Origin of the sequence: Rhodococcus sp. NPDC058532, assembly GCF_042719255.1 — a bacterium.
Lineage (GTDB): Bacteria > Actinomycetota > Actinomycetes > Mycobacteriales > Mycobacteriaceae > Rhodococcus_G.
On record NZ_JBHXNU010000001.1, the window covers coordinates 245,199 to 258,604 of the forward strand.

The window sequence follows — 13,406 nt, forward strand, 5'->3', positions numbered from 1 at the left end:
GAAAGGGCCGGAGGGGGGGGGAGACCCCAAGGGGACAGGGGGGGGGGGGGGGGGTTCCCACTGTCTCCCTTGGACGGGTCGTTGTGGGGGGGGGGGGGGGGGGGTGGTTCGGCCCCCCCGCCCCCCCCGCCCGCCCCCCCACCGAAGTGCCGTCTACTTGGCGGCGGGGGTGCCGCCGCTCAGCGCGATCAGCGCGTTGACGAGCCGGCTGCCGTTGTCGTTGGCGCTGCCGATCAGGGTGCCCAGAGTGTCGGTGACCGATCCCATGTGTGCTCCTCAGGTGTGAACGTGCACGGCGCGCGCCGCGCACGGGTGAAAGAGTGGGGTGACGTTCGCGGTGCGGCGCGCGAGTGGTGGCCGCAGCGCTGAGAACTACGCCGGCGGGGCGCCGACGCTGCCCTCGGCGGACCCCATGAACAGCTCGAACAGGCCATCGGCCGCGATGACCGAGCCGAGTCCGGGGATGATTGCACCGATGACGCCTTCGAGTGAACCCACGTGTGCCTCCTAAGCGTTGAACTTCGGGCGGCGGTGCCGGGTCTGCAGGACACAGGCTCGTGCTCCGCTCATTCGTTACGACCGGTCGGTTCGCAACATCGGCACGGTAACAACTGTCTGTATGCAATGTAAGGAAAAACACACTATTCGTAGGGGTGTTTCGTCCGAATTATTCCGCCGCGGCCGCCGCCAGCTCGCCCAATGCCGCCGTGAGCAGGCGTTTGTACTCCTGTGGGTCGGGCATCATCGCGGTGTCGGTGCTGAAGGTCAGGTCCACCGCACTCGGCTCCGAGGACACGATCAGGTGACGCAGCCCGGATCCGTCGACGACGCCGAGCACGCCGAGGATGCGCACCACCGGCGCCCCCGCGAAGGCAAGGTCGGTGCCCGCCCACGGCACATTGCTCACCATCGTGTTGTACCCGGACACCGTCTCCCCGGTGTGCTGCTGCAGTCGGCGGGCGTAGCCGGTCAGCCGCAGCAGCCAGGCGGGCGAGGTCTCGATGCGGCGTGCCGCCCGCCGGACGTGCTCGTTGCCGTGCCGGGTCTTCTCGGCGCGGGCGGAGGACGCGATCGCGCGCAGCCGCTCGACCGGGTCCGCGACGTCGGTATGCAGGTCCACCGACAGCAGGCCGACGTGGGTGGCCCGCGGGCCGTCGGTGTCCGCGCCCGCTCCGGTTCCGGTGCCGCGCAACGACATCGGCACCATCGCGGCGAGTGACCCGGTCGGGGTCTCGCCGTGCCCGTCGAGGTAGCCGCGCAGCGCGCCCGCGACGGTGGCGAGCAGCACGTCGTTGACGGTGACGCCGGGCACCGCGGCGCGCACGGTGTCGATCGCCTCCCTCGGCAGCCGCACATGGTCGAACGTCGGCTCGGCGGCTAGGGCGCCGTTGAACCGGCACCGCGGGCGGGTCGCGGGTGGGGTGACGAACTCGCCCGCGGCGGACACCTCGCGGGCCCGGCGGTCGGCGTCGCCGGTGGCGCGCAGACCGAGGCCGAACCGCGTCAGCCGCAGCGGCAGGGTGGCGCCGGCCACCGCGAACTCGACGAGCGGATGCGGTGCCCGCACCGGCTCGGGCAGCCGGTCCGGGGCGGCACCGAACAGGCGGCGTCCGAGGTCCCGGGTGGCGATGCCGTCGCCCGCGCTGTGGTGGAACTTGAGCACCACCGCGGTCATCCGGTCCGGCGAGGCGTCGACGCCGGTGACCCCGGTGAGCACGTGCAACTGCCACGGCGGCCGCGTCAGGTCGATCGGCTCGGCGACGATGCCGGAGACGCGGCGCCGCACCGGCTCCCAGCCCGGTCCGTCGACGGCCTCGAGGTGCACGTGCCGGTCGAGGTCGAGGCGCGGGTCCGGCTCCCAGCTCGGCAGGTCGAGATCCAGTGGTACCCGGCGGATCCGGTGGGTGAACATCCGGGCCTGACCGAGGCGCTCGCGCATCCACCCGGTCACCGCGGGCCGGTCGGGGTCATCGCCGCCGGTCGCGTCGAACAGGTACACCGCCACGACGTTCGAGCGGTGCCGCTCGCTCTCGTTGTAGTAGTACTCGGCGTCCTGCGGGGCCAGGCGCGCGGGCGCGGGCCCCCCACGTAGAACGGTCACAGTGCTCCCCTTCCGGTTCCCGGTCCGGCAAGGGTAGATCCCGGACCGCTGACCGCGGCGCGAAAAGGGGAATGCCGGACGGCGGAACCGAACGGCCGCGGGTCGCGTCTGGGTAGGGGGAATGGATCGTTCGTGGAGGGGGTGTCCGTGCGCGGCATGATCGGCGCGACAACGGCTCAATGGCAGGTTGCCGCAGTGGAGTTCGACATCCTGTGGCGGCTGCATGGCCGGGACCGGTTGCCGTATCCGCTGCGGTGTCGCGGAAGCGCGGACACCGCGGACCGGCACCGCCGCGATCGCCGGGCCGCGGCGGCGCGGATGCGGGCCGTGCTCGACGAGGACCTCCATGAGGCGCTGACGATCCTGCTGGACCCGGCCGTGCGGGTGGAGGTGTGCGGATTCCACGGCGTCCGGCTCGGGTCGGTGACCCGGCTGCACGCGGGCATCCGGGGCGGGGTCGGGGCCCTCGCCGCGCAGGCGCCCGGCACCGACGCGGTGCGGATCTCGCTGCTGCCGGACCGGGCGGTCCCGGCAGCGATCGCCGGTGCGCTTCCCGCCGCGCCCCGAGGAACCGGGGGCGGGGTCACCGGGCGTCGGCGGGTGCCCGCGCCAGGAGCGGTGCTTCGCCCGATCGGCGACCGGGAGGCGGCGCTGGCGGCGTTCCTCGGGCTACCGCGGACCGGGATCGGGGAGATCGGCGTCCACCCCGGACCCGCGGTGGACTGGCGGCCCAGCCCGGATGGTGCCGTCGTGCACTGGATGGACCACCCCGACGGTCGCTACCTGGTCCGCGGATCGGACGCCGCCGAGGTGCTGCCGGTGTCGGAGGCGGAGCTGGCGGCGCAGTTGCGGGCGCTGATCGCCGCCGTCGGGTGACTCGCCGCGATCAGGGGAACACCACCAGCCACACCGCCACGTAGTGGCACAGGGCGGCAACAACCGTTCCGGCGTGGAAGAACTCGTGGTGGCCGAAGGTCGCGGGCCACGGATTCGGCCACCGCGTCGCGTAGAGGACCGCGCCGACGCTGTAGAGCACGCCGCCGACGGCAAGCAACACCAGCGGCAGCCACCCGACCTGCCGGACCAGATCGTCGGCGACCGGCACGATCGCCCACCCCAACAGCAGGTAGAGCGGCACCCCGACCCAGCGGGGCGCGGTGGGCCACAACATCTTCAGCGCCACCCCGGCCGCCGCGCCCGACCACACCACCGCCAGCAGGGGGCGGCCGGTGGCCGGGGGGAGGGCGAGCAGCGCGAACGGGGTGTAGCTGCCCGCGATGAACACGAAGATCATCGAGTGGTCGGCCCGCTTCATCCGGGTGCGCGCGCGGACCGTCGGCCAATGCACCCGGTGGTAGACGGCGCTGACGCCGAACAGGCCGCAGACCGTCACCGCGTACACCGTCGTCGCGGCCGCTGCCGTCGCGGACGCCGTTGCGGCGGCGGCAACCAGCACGGCGCCAGCGGCGACCGCCACCCCGAACGCCCACGCGTGGATCCACCCGCGCAGCCGCGGCTTCGCCGGTGCGGTGGTGTGGTCGAGGACGGTCATGGGTGCTCCCCGGGTCGGCGGACACCTAACCTACGGAACCGTAGGTTAGGTTGCGGGGCGACTGTACCCCGGCCGGACGCCCGCGCGACCGGGGTGCGACGGCGGTCACGTCCCGCCGGACAACCGGTGCCCGCGGACGCCGACCCGGCCCGGCGTAATGTGGCCTCTCGTGGTGCTCGGGAACTTGGCGGAGAAGACGCTGGTGATGTCCAGGTGAAGGTCTCGAACCTGCTGTACAGCCTCTACGAGCGCCGTCTTGCCCGGCAGCTCGGTGGTGTGCAGCGGCCGAGGCATGTCGCCGTCATGTGCGACGGCAACCGGAGGTGGGCACGGGAGAACGGCTTCACCGATGTCGCGCACGGACACCGGATGGGTGCCCTCAAGATCGCCGAACTGCTCCGCTGGTGCGACGAGGCGGGCATCGAGATGGCCACGATCTACCTGCTCTCCACCGAGAATCTGCGCCGCGACCCGGAGGAACTCGACACCCTGATCGAGATCATCACCGACGTCGTCGAGGAGATCTCCGGCCCCGACCAGAACTGGTCCGTCAAGATCGTCGGCACCCTGGACCTGCTGCCCGAGGACTCGGCTCGCAGGCTGCGGGAGGCGGCCGATCGCACCGCGGGGCGCACCGGCACCCATGTCAACGTCGCCGTCGGTTACGGCGGTCGGCAGGAGATCGCCGACGCGGTGCAGTCCCTCGTCCGCCGGAAGCAGGCGGAGGGTCTCGCCGGCGCGGACCTCGTCGAGGCGATCACCGTCGAGGGCATCAGCGGCAACCTGTACACCTCCGGGCAGCCCGACCCGGACCTGGTGATCCGCACGTCCGGTGAGCAGCGGCTATCCGGTTTCCTGCTGTGGCAGAGCGCCTACTCGGAGATCTGGTTCACCGAGGCCTACTGGCCGGAGTTCCGTCGCGTCGACTTCCTCCGGGCACTGCGGGATTACGCGGCCCGGCACCGGCGATTCGGAACCTGAGCTACAGCTTCCGCAGGCGCAGCCGGTTGATCGAATGGTCGGCGTCCTTGCGCAGCACCAGCGTCGCCCGCGGACGGGTCGGCAGGATGTTCTCCACCAGGTTCGGCCGGTTCGTCGAGTTCCAGATCTCCGACGCCGCGATGGTCGCGTGCTCGTCGGACAGATTCGAGTAGTGGTGGAAGTGCGCGTTCGGATCCGCGAACGCCGTCTTCCGCAGGGTCAGGAACCGTTTGATGTACCAGCGTTCGATGTCCTCGACCTTCGCGTCCACGTAGATCGAGAAGTCGAACAGGTCCGAGACCATCAGCCGGGGACCGGTCTGCAGGACGTTCAGCCCCTCCAGGATCAGGATGTCGGGCTGCCGGATGAGGTGATATTGGCCGGGCACCACGTCGTACAGTCGGTGTGAATACACCGGTGCGGCAACCTCTTCCGCGCCCGACTTCACCTCGGTGACGAAACGCAGCAGCTTCCGGCGGTCGTAGCTCTCCGGGAACCCCTTGCGGTGCATGATGCCCCGCCGGGTCAGTTCCGCTGTCGGATACAGGAACCCGTCGGTGGTCACCAGATCCACCCGGGGATGGTGGTCCCAGCGGGCGAGCAGCGCCTGCAGCACCCGGGCGGTGGTGGACTTGCCGACCGCGACCGACCCGGCGACACCGATCACGAACGGCACCTGCCGGTCCGGGTGCTTCTCGCCGAGGAACGTCGCGGTCGCGGCGAACAGCCGCTGCCGGGCCGCGACCTGCAGGTGGATCAGACGCGAGAGCGGCAGGTACACCTCCGCGACCTCGTCGAGGTCGATCTGTTCGCCGAGGCCGCGCATGCCCTGAAGTTCTTCCTCGGTGAGCACCAGCGGAGTCGACTTCCGCAGGGTCCGCCACTGTTTGCGATCGAACTCGACGTACGGACTGCTCTCGCTCACCTTCGCCATGCGCGCGTCCCGACCTCGTCCTGCACAGCCTCGATCTGCATAGGGGAATTGTGCGCGCCCACACACCGGCGCGCCGCGCCGGGTCCGGACACTAGGCTGCCCAGGTATGGACGCCGCCGCATTCGTACGTGAATATCTGCTGCTCGGGCTCGGTTTCGACCGGATCGAGGAGGGATTCGTCGACGCGTATACCGGCGACCCGGCCTTGCGTCGCCAGGTGGAGAACGCCCCGGCGCCCGAGCCGCGGGACCTGGCCCGCCGGGCGGCGCAGCTGCGCGCCGAGCTGCGCAGTGTCGAGCTGCCCGCCGACCGCGCCGAATTCCTCGACGTGCACCTGCGCGCCCTGGAGTGCTCGGCGCGCACGTTCGCCGGCGAGCGGATCGGATTCGTCGACGAGGTGCACGCCTACTTCGACGTTCGGATCGAGGAGGGCAATGTCGACGACTACCGGGACGCGCACCGGGCGATGGACGAGGTGCTCGCGGGCGGCGGCACCCTCGCGGAGCGGCTGCAGGCGCACCGCGCCGCCGACGAGATCCCGCCGGAGCGGCTCGCCGAGTGCGTCGACGCGTTCTCCTCGGCGCTGCGGGACCTGGTGCGCGCCCGCTACCCGCTGCCCGAGACCGAACGCGTCGAGTACGAGGTGGTCGGCGACAAGCCGTGGTCGGGCTTCAACTACTACCTGGGCGACTATCGCTCCAAGGTGGCGATCAACTCGGATCTCAAGCAGCACATGGCGAATCTGCCGCACCTGATCGCCCACGAGGCGTATCCGGGTCACCACACCGAGCACTGCCGCAAGGAGGCGGGCCTGGTCGATGCCGGGCAGGTCGAGCACACCCTCTTCCTCGTCAACACCCCGCAGTGCCTGATGGCGGAGGGCCTGGCGGACCATGCGCTGGGTGCGATCGTGGGGGACAGGAGCGGAGCCGGCGGAGCGACCCGGGGGGACAGGAGCGGAGCCGGCGGAGCGACCCGGGGACAGGGCTGGGGGAGGTGGGCGGAGCAGATTTATGCGGACCTGGGACTGCGGTTCGACGGCGAGCGCGCCGAGGCGCTGTCGACCGCGTCCGCGAAGCTGCTCGGGGTGCGGCAGGACGCGGCGCTGCTGCTACACGACCGTGGCCGCTCCCACGACGAGGTCGCGCGGTTCCTGCAGACCTGGAACCTCAGCACGCCGGAGCGGGCGCGGCAGTCGCTGCGCTTCCTGTCGTCGCCGCTGTGGCGGGCCTACACCTCCACTTACGTCGAGGGCTACCGGCTGCTCGGAGGCTGGCTGGACCGGGCCGTGGACGCCGACGACCGCGCGGACCGGTTCGGGCGGCTGCTCGACGAACCGCTGATCCCGTCCGCCCTGCGCTGACCGGCGTCGCCTACACTGGTCGCAGCTTCACGAGTGCCGTCGCCAAGCCCCGACTGGACGGCCGCCAACCCCACGCTCGCGGGTGGCTCGGGTGACGAAGCGGCCCGCACCGACCGGTGCAGGCAGGAGCGCCCCCGGATTCCGGGCGGCCCGAGGAACTCGGGAGTACCCCATGAACCAGTTGCCCACCGCCGTCCCCGCCGCGCCGCACGGCGTCGACGACACCGCCGTCGACGTGCTGGTCCTGGTGCAGTCCGACGATCGGATCCGGCTCGAATGGCCGGACGGGGTGGCGGTGCGCACGCATCCCGATCCGCGTCCGTTGCGGGCCGCGCTGCGGTCCACGGGCGGTTTCGCGCGGTGGCGGCCCGGCAGGCAGCTGCTGGCGGTGCCCGCAGGCCCCGGACGCAGCCTGCTGTTCGGGCTCGCCGCCCCCGCACCGGTGGTGCCGCGGTGACCAGCGGATTCGTCCGGTCCGGTCGCCCGGGCCCGGCGCCCTCCGCACCCGCGGCGAGATGCCACTGACCTGGCCCTAGAATGAGGGTGCCCCCTGCCCGGCCTTTCGCTTGGAGATCCCTCGATGACCGCTGTGCCCAGCACCGACGTCAACAACGCTTCGCTCGCCGAACTCGACCCCGAGGTCGCGGCGGCCATGAACGGTGAGCTGGCCCGTCAGCGCGACACCCTGGAGATGATCGCGTCGGAGAACTTCGTTCCCCGCGCGGTGCTGCAGGCGCAGGGCAGTGTCCTGACCAACAAGTACGCCGAGGGCTACCCGGGCCGTCGCTACTACGGCGGCTGCGAGCACGTCGATGTGGTGGAGAACCTGGCGCGCGAGCGCGCCAAGGCCGTCTTCGGGGCCGAGTTCGCGAACGTGCAGCCGCACGCGGGTGCGCAGGCCAACGCCGCCGTCCTGATGGCACTGATGAACCCGGGCGAGAAGCTGCTCGGCATGGATCTCGCGCACGGCGGTCACCTCACGCACGGCATGAAGCTGAACTTCTCCGGCAAGCTGTACCAGGTCGCGTCGTACGGGGTCCGTGAGGACACCCACGTCGTCGACATGGACAAGGTCCGTGAGATCGCGCTCGCCGAGCGTCCGCAGGTGCTCATCGCGGGCTGGTCCGCCTACCCGCGGCACCTCGACTTCGCCGCGTTCCGCGCGATCGCCGACGAGATCGACGCCAAGCTGTGGGTCGACATGGCGCACTTCGCTGGTCTGGTTGCCGCGGGCCTGCACCCGTCGCCGGTGCCGCATGCCGACGTCGTGTCCACCACCGTGCACAAGACCCTCGGCGGTCCCCGCTCCGGCATGATCCTCGCCAAGCAGGAATGGGCGAAGAAGCTGAACTCCGCGGTGTTCCCCGGTCAGCAGGGCGGGCCGCTGATGCACGCGGTCGCCGCGAAGGCCGTCGCGATGAAGATCGCGGGCACCGACGAGTTCAAGGCCCGTCAGGAGCGCACCCTCGCTGGCGCGAAGATCCTCGCCGAGCGTCTCGGAGGTTCCGACGTCGCGGGCAACGGCATCTCGGTGCTCACCGGCGGCACCGACGTGCACCTGGTGCTGGTGGACCTGCGGAACTCCGCGCTCGACGGCCAGCAGGGCGAGGATCTGCTGCACGAGATCGGTATCACCGTGAACCGCAACGCCGTTCCGTTCGATCCGCGCCCGCCGATGAACCCGTCCGGCCTGCGCATCGGCACGCCGGCGCTGGCCACCCGTGGTTTCGGCGACGCCGAGTTCACCGAGGTCGCCGACATCATCGCCACCGCCCTGGCGAACGGCACGAACGCCGACGTCCCCGCGCTGCGCGCGCGGGTGTCGAAGCTGGCCCTCGACTTCCCGCTGTACGACGGGCTCGAGGACTGGGGCATGCTCTCCAAGAACGTCTAGGCGACAATTGACGACGGCCCACACCCCGCGGGGTGTGGGCCGTCGTCGTGTTCCGGCGCCTATTTCATGGTGGCGAGCTGGATCAGATTCCCGCAGGTGTCGTCGAGAACGGCCGTCACGACCGGGCCGAAATCGGTTGCCTCCTGGGTGAACTCGACTCCGAGTGCGCGGAGGCGTTCGACCTCGGCGTATACGTCGTCGACGGCGAACTGGGTGTACGGGATGCCGTCGGCGACCAGTGCCTCCCTGAACGGGCGCGCCGCCGGGTGCCCGGCCGGTTCGAGCAGCAGCTCGGTGCCGTCCGGGTTCGCGGGGGAGACGACGGTGAGCCAGCGGGCGTCGCCGGTGGGCACGTCTGTCTTCTTCACGAAGCCGAGCTTCTCGGTGTAGAACGCGAGCGCCTTGGCCTGGTCGTCCACGAGCACGCTGGTGATGTTGATGCGGATCACGGGGTCGGTTCCTCTCGGTTGATGGGCCACCGTTCGACGATTGCGCGGAGCGGACCGGTGTCGATGTGGTGGAACTTGTATCGGCCCTGACGCCGGGTGTGCACCAGGCCCGACTGTTCGAGGACCGCGAGGTGCTGCGAGACCGCCTGACGGGATGAGGTGAGGCCGTGTTTCATCGTGAGCCTGCCGCAGATCTCGAACAGGGTCTGCCCGTCGCGGTCGATCAGCTCATCCAGGATGGTGCGTCGCGTCGCGTCGCTGATCGCCTTGAATAGGTCGGGTTCTGCGTCCACGAGCCAAGTATATGCAAGTCGGCACTTGCCTATCAAGCGTCGGCCCCGCCTTAACGCAACGTTCACCGTGTTGCTCACGGTGCGGCGCCCGCGGTGGACGTAGCGTTCGGATCAACGGGTGACAGGGGAAGTCGCCCGTCCGGGAGGTTCGAGTCGTGACTGACTTGTTCGGTGCGAGGGGACCGGCGCCCGGTCCCTGCGGGGCTCGGGCCTCGCGCGGACCCACCGGCCCAGCGAACCGCCGCCTGCGCGGGCGCCGCGTCGGCGTAGGAGCCACCGTGACCGCAAACCGCTCCGTCCGCACCTACGTTCTCGACACCTCGGTCCTGCTCTCCGATCCCTGGGCGGTCGCCCGGTTCGCCGAGCACGACGTGATCCTGCCGCTGGTGGTGATCAGTGAACTGGAAGGGAAGCGACACCACCACGAGCTGGGATGGTTTGCACGCGAAGCACTTCGGTTGCTCGACGACCTTCGGATCGAGCACGGCCGACTCGACCAACCCGTCCCGATCGGCACCGACGGCGGCACCCTGCAGGTGGAGCTCAACCACACCGACCCGTCGGTGCTGCCGGTCGGCTTCCGCACCGACTCGAACGACTCTCGGATCCTGGCGTGCGCGCTGAATCTCGCGGCCGAGGGGCGGGACGTGACACTGGTCAGCAAGGACATCCCGCTGCGGGTCAGGGCGGGCGCCGTCGGGCTCCCCGCGGACGAGTACCACGCCCACGACGTGGTGCCGTCCGGGTGGACCGGGATGACGGAACTCGACGTCGCCTCCGAGCGGATCGACGAGCTGTTCGCCGACGGTGTCGTCGAGCTCGACGAGGCGCGGGAGCTGCCGTGCCACACCGGGATCCGGCTGCTCGGCACCCGGTCCAGCGCGTTGGGGCGGGTCACCCCCGACAAGCGGGTGCAGCTGGTGCGGGGGGAGCGGGAGGCGTTCGGCCTGCACGGCCGGTCCGCGGAACAGCGCATCGCCCTCGACCTGCTGCTCGACGAGAGCGTCGGCATCGTGTCCCTCGGCGGCAAGGCGGGCACCGGCAAGTCGGCGCTCGCCCTCACCGCCGGGCTCGAGGCGGTGCTCGAACGGCGCAGCCACCGCAAGGTGGTGGTGTTCCGGCCGCTGTACGCGGTCGGCGGGCAGGACCTCGGCTACCTGCCGGGCAGCGAGAGCGAGAAGATGGGGCCGTGGGCGCAGGCCGTCTTCGACACCCTCGACGGGCTCGCTGGCCCCGAGGTGATGGAGGAGGTCATCGCCCGCGGCATGCTGGAGGTGCTGCCGCTGACGCACATTCGCGGCCGCTCGCTGCACGATTCGTTCGTCATCGTCGACGAGGCTCAGTCGCTCGAACGGAACGTGCTGTTGACGGTGCTGTCCCGGCTTGGCAGCGGATCCAGGGTTGTCCTTACCCACGATGTCGCCCAGCGCGACAACCTGCGGGTCGGTCGGCACGACGGCGTCGCCGCGGTGATCGAAAAGCTCAAGGGGCATCCGCTTTTCGCGCACATCACGCTGACCCGCAGCGAGCGGTCGCCGATCGCGGCGCTGGTCACCGAGATGCTCGAGGAGTTCGGCCCCACCCCCTAAGCGGCTCCACCTGTGAGTCCTTGTGGTCCCGTCAGGGACCAGAAGGACTCACAGGCGGCGGAGCCGCCTCCAGCGTTTGACGGCACGGTGCCCGTTGGTCAGGATGTGGTGTGCGCACTGTGATGCGGGTCATCTACGCGACCGTGGTGGCGACGGTACTCGCCCTGGTTGCGGCGCCGCTCGCGGCCGCGCAGGGCCCGTGGTTCGCGGACCGGGTCGGCGGAGCCAGCCAGGTGATCGCGGTCAACGGAACCGGTGGCACGCACGCGACACTCGAGGCGTGGCAGCGCTCGCCGGTCGGGTGGCACCGCATCACGCCGTCCCTTCCCGCGACGGTCGCCGATGATGGTGCCCTTGCCGCCGCGCGCGGGGTGTTCCGCCTCGAGGAGCAGGCAGGGGCAACCCCGTCCCCGGACGGCGGTCTGGCCTACCGCACGGCCGCGGCGGGCGGGGTTCCGGACGGCGCGGGAGAACCCGCCCTTGGCCGGGTCGCGGTGGACGCGACCGCCCTGCAGTGGCTGACCCGGTGGCTGCAGCCGGGCGCGGTGATCGCGATCGGGGCCTGACCGACCCGCTCAGCGGGCGCCGAGGACGCGCCGCAGCTCCTTGCGGCTGGTCTTGCCGACCCCGGTCTCCGGGAATGCGTCGAGCACCCGCACCCGGTCCGGGATCTTCCACGCCGCGAGGCCGCGTTCGCGCACGAACGCACGGATCTGGCCGGTCGTCGGCGGGTTCACCGGGTCGGCGGCGAGGACGAACGCGCAGGTGCGTTCGCCGAGATACTCGTCGGGGATCGCGACCACGACCACGTCCCGCACCGCGGGGTGCGCGAGCAGATGCTCCTCGACCTCCTCGGCGGACACCTTCTCGCCGCCGCGGTTGATCCGGTCCACCGCGCGACCGCACACGGTGATGTTGCCTCCGGGGTCGACCCGGACGACGTCGCCGGTGCGATACCAGCCGTCCGGGGTGAACGACCGCGCGTTTGCGTCGGCGTTGCGGTAGTAGCCGCGAATCGTGTAGGGGCCCTGGGTCAGGAGGGCGCCCTCGGTGCCCGGCGGGACGTCCTCGTCGTTGTCGTCGACGACCCGGATCCGGTCGAACGGCGACATCGGCCTGCCCTGGGTGGTGGTCACGACGTCGTCGGGGTCGTCGAGCCGGGTGTAGCAGACCAGGCCCTCCGCCATGCCGAACACCTGCTGGAGTCGGGCGCCGAGGGCGGGACCGATCCGGGCGGCCAGCTCGTCCGGGCAGCGCGCCCCGCCGACCTGGACCGTGCTCAGGGTGGCGATGTCGTGCGGATGCCCGCGCTCGGCGGTCTCGACCCACAGCCGGGCCAGCGGCGGCACCAGCCCGGTCATCGTCACGCCAGCACGGGCGATCATCGCGAACGCGGCGGACGGGCTCGGTGACGGGGTGAGCGCGATCGTCCCGCCCGCGGCGATGGCGCCGAGGATGCCGGGGGAGCTCATCGGAAAGTTGTGTGCCACAGGGAGAGTCGCCATGTAGACGGTGTTTGCGGTGACGCCGCAGAGCTCGTTGCTGCGGACCACGCTGTAGAGGTAGTCGTCGTGGGTGCGGGGGATCAGCTTGGGGACGCCCGTGCTGCCGCCGGACAGCTGCAGGAACGCGACCGCCCCCGGATCGGCGGGGGGGAACGTGCGCGGCGCGCCGCGGGTCTCGCCGAAGTCGACGGTGCCCTCCGGTGCGGCGGCGCCCGGATCGGGAATGCAGACGATGGTGCGCAGCGCGGCCGAGCCCGCCGCGACCTCGACGGCCAGTGCGGCGTGATCGAAGCCGTCGTGGTGGTGGGCGACGACGATCGCCACTGCCCCGGACGCCGCGGCGAGCGCGGTCAGCTCCGCGGACCGGTGCGCGGGGAGGCAGAACACCGGCAGCGCACCGATCCGGAAGAGCGCGAACACGGTCGCGACGTACTCGGCGCGGTTCGGCAGCTGGACGAGCACCCGCTCGCGCGGCGCGACACCGAGATCGGCGAGACCCGCGGCGAGGCCGTCGACCCGCGCGTCGAGCTCCCGGTAGGTCCAGCGGGTGTCGGCGTCGACCACCGCGGGGGAGTCCGGACGGGCCGCGGCGGACTCCCGGAGCACCTGGTCGAATGTCCTTCCGGCCCAGAGTCCCTCGGCGCGGAAGCGGGTGGCGTCCGGCGCGGGCCACGGGGTGAACTCGACCGGACCGGGCGAGGTCGTCGACACCACTGCACACTCCCCTCTCGGTGACTCGTCGGCA

General features: G+C 71.2%; 14 protein-coding genes and 1 riboswitch. Of the genes, 7 read left to right on the forward strand and 7 right to left on the reverse strand.

The window, feature by feature from the left end; translation table 11 throughout:
* Positions 1-372: 372 nt before the first annotated feature.
* Positions 373-498 (reverse strand): hypothetical protein, encoded by a 126-nt coding sequence (locus tag ACFWQG_RS01115; protein ID WP_378505723.1) that lies wholly within the window; start codon positions 496-498, stop codon positions 373-375.
* A 169-nt stretch (positions 499-667) separates the two neighbouring features.
* A complete protein-coding gene (locus ACFWQG_RS01120) occupies positions 668-2,101 on the reverse strand; it encodes a wax ester/triacylglycerol synthase family O-acyltransferase (protein ID WP_378505724.1) in 1,434 nt (477 codons plus the stop codon).
* A 132-nt stretch (positions 2,102-2,233) separates the two neighbouring features.
* On the opposite strand from ACFWQG_RS01120, the gene ACFWQG_RS01125 reads away from it, so the two are divergent.
* Positions 2,234-2,977 carry an ESX secretion-associated protein EspG gene (locus ACFWQG_RS01125; protein ID WP_378505725.1) on the forward strand — a complete coding sequence of 248 codons (744 nt, stop codon included), beginning with the start codon at positions 2,234-2,236 and terminating at the stop codon, positions 2,975-2,977.
* 10 nt (positions 2,978-2,987) lie between these two features.
* On the opposite strand, the gene ACFWQG_RS01130 is transcribed toward ACFWQG_RS01125, so the two are convergent.
* Positions 2,988-3,653, reverse strand: coding sequence for a hemolysin III family protein (locus ACFWQG_RS01130; protein ID WP_378505726.1), 666 nt, complete (start codon positions 3,651-3,653; stop codon positions 2,988-2,990).
* Positions 3,654-3,866: 213 nt separating this feature from the next.
* On the opposite strand from ACFWQG_RS01130, the gene ACFWQG_RS01135 reads away from it, so the two are divergent.
* On the forward strand, positions 3,867-4,634 hold the full coding sequence (locus ACFWQG_RS01135; RefSeq protein WP_378505727.1) for an isoprenyl transferase: 768 nt from the start codon (positions 3,867-3,869) through the stop codon (positions 4,632-4,634).
* 1 nt (position 4,635) lies between these two features.
* Here ACFWQG_RS01135 and coaA read toward each other — a convergent pair whose 3' ends face one another.
* Complete coding sequence (gene coaA / locus ACFWQG_RS01140) at positions 4,636-5,568, reverse strand: type I pantothenate kinase (protein WP_378505728.1); 933 nt, start codon at positions 5,566-5,568, stop codon at positions 4,636-4,638.
* Positions 5,569-5,674: 106 nt separating this feature from the next.
* On the opposite strand from coaA, the gene ACFWQG_RS01145 reads away from it, so the two are divergent.
* The 3 genes from ACFWQG_RS01145 (at position 5,675) to glyA (ending at position 8,825) form a co-directional block, all read left to right on the forward strand.
* Positions 5,675-6,931: a DUF885 domain-containing protein gene (locus ACFWQG_RS01145; protein WP_378505729.1), complete on the forward strand. Its 1,257-nt coding sequence runs from the start codon at positions 5,675-5,677 to the stop codon at positions 6,929-6,931.
* Positions 6,932-6,956: 25 nt separating this feature from the next.
* A riboswitch (SAM riboswitch) is annotated at positions 6,957-7,066 on the forward strand.
* Between the two features lie 37 nt (positions 7,067-7,103).
* Positions 7,104-7,388 carry a hypothetical protein gene (locus tag ACFWQG_RS01150; protein ID WP_378505730.1) on the forward strand — a complete coding sequence of 95 codons (285 nt, stop codon included), beginning with the start codon at positions 7,104-7,106 and terminating at the stop codon, positions 7,386-7,388.
* A gap of 123 nt (positions 7,389-7,511) precedes the next feature.
* Positions 7,512-8,825, forward strand: a complete 1,314-nt coding sequence (glyA, locus tag ACFWQG_RS01155; RefSeq protein WP_378505731.1) for a serine hydroxymethyltransferase — start codon at positions 7,512-7,514, stop codon at positions 8,823-8,825.
* Positions 8,826-8,884: 59 nt separating this feature from the next.
* On the opposite strand, the gene ACFWQG_RS01160 is transcribed toward glyA, so the two are convergent.
* On the reverse strand, positions 8,885-9,271 hold the full coding sequence (locus ACFWQG_RS01160) for a VOC family protein (protein ID WP_378506035.1): 387 nt from the start codon (positions 9,269-9,271) through the stop codon (positions 8,885-8,887).
* Entirely contained in the window at positions 9,271-9,567 is a 297-nt protein-coding gene (locus ACFWQG_RS01165) for an ArsR/SmtB family transcription factor (protein WP_378505732.1), read from the reverse strand. Before ACFWQG_RS01165 ends, ACFWQG_RS01160 begins: the two co-directional genes overlap by 1 nt.
* 278 nt (positions 9,568-9,845) lie before the next feature.
* Between ACFWQG_RS01165 and ACFWQG_RS01170 the strand changes: the two genes are divergently transcribed.
* Together ACFWQG_RS01170 and ACFWQG_RS01175 are read left to right on the forward strand one after the other, a co-directional pair.
* Positions 9,846-11,156, forward strand: coding sequence for a PhoH family protein (locus ACFWQG_RS01170; RefSeq protein WP_378505733.1), 1,311 nt, complete (start codon positions 9,846-9,848; stop codon positions 11,154-11,156).
* Between the two features lie 110 nt (positions 11,157-11,266).
* Positions 11,267-11,722: a hypothetical protein gene (locus tag ACFWQG_RS01175; RefSeq protein ID WP_378505734.1), complete on the forward strand. Its 456-nt coding sequence runs from the start codon at positions 11,267-11,269 to the stop codon at positions 11,720-11,722.
* A 9-nt stretch (positions 11,723-11,731) separates the two neighbouring features.
* Here ACFWQG_RS01175 and ACFWQG_RS01180 read toward each other — a convergent pair whose 3' ends face one another.
* Positions 11,732-13,375: a (2,3-dihydroxybenzoyl)adenylate synthase gene (locus ACFWQG_RS01180; protein WP_378505735.1), complete on the reverse strand. Its 1,644-nt coding sequence runs from the start codon at positions 13,373-13,375 to the stop codon at positions 11,732-11,734.
* Positions 13,376-13,406 lie beyond the last annotated feature (31 nt).

Bases quoted from the DNA above. Each gene is read 5' to 3' on its own strand.
- ACFWQG_RS01130 (WP_378505726.1), bottom strand. From the start codon at position 3,653: ATGACCGTCCTCGACCACACCACCGCACCGGCGAAGCCGCGGCTGCGC.
- coaA (WP_378505728.1), bottom strand. From the start codon at position 5,568: ATGGCGAAGGTGAGCGAGAGCAGTCCGTACGTCGAGTTCGATCGCAAA.
- ACFWQG_RS01145 (WP_378505729.1), top strand. From the start codon at position 5,675: ATGGACGCCGCCGCATTCGTACGTGAATATCTGCTGCTCGGGCTCGGT.
- ACFWQG_RS01150 (WP_378505730.1), top strand. From the start codon at position 7,104: ATGAACCAGTTGCCCACCGCCGTCCCCGCCGCGCCGCACGGCGTCGAC.
- glyA (WP_378505731.1), top strand. From the start codon at position 7,512: ATGACCGCTGTGCCCAGCACCGACGTCAACAACGCTTCGCTCGCCGAA.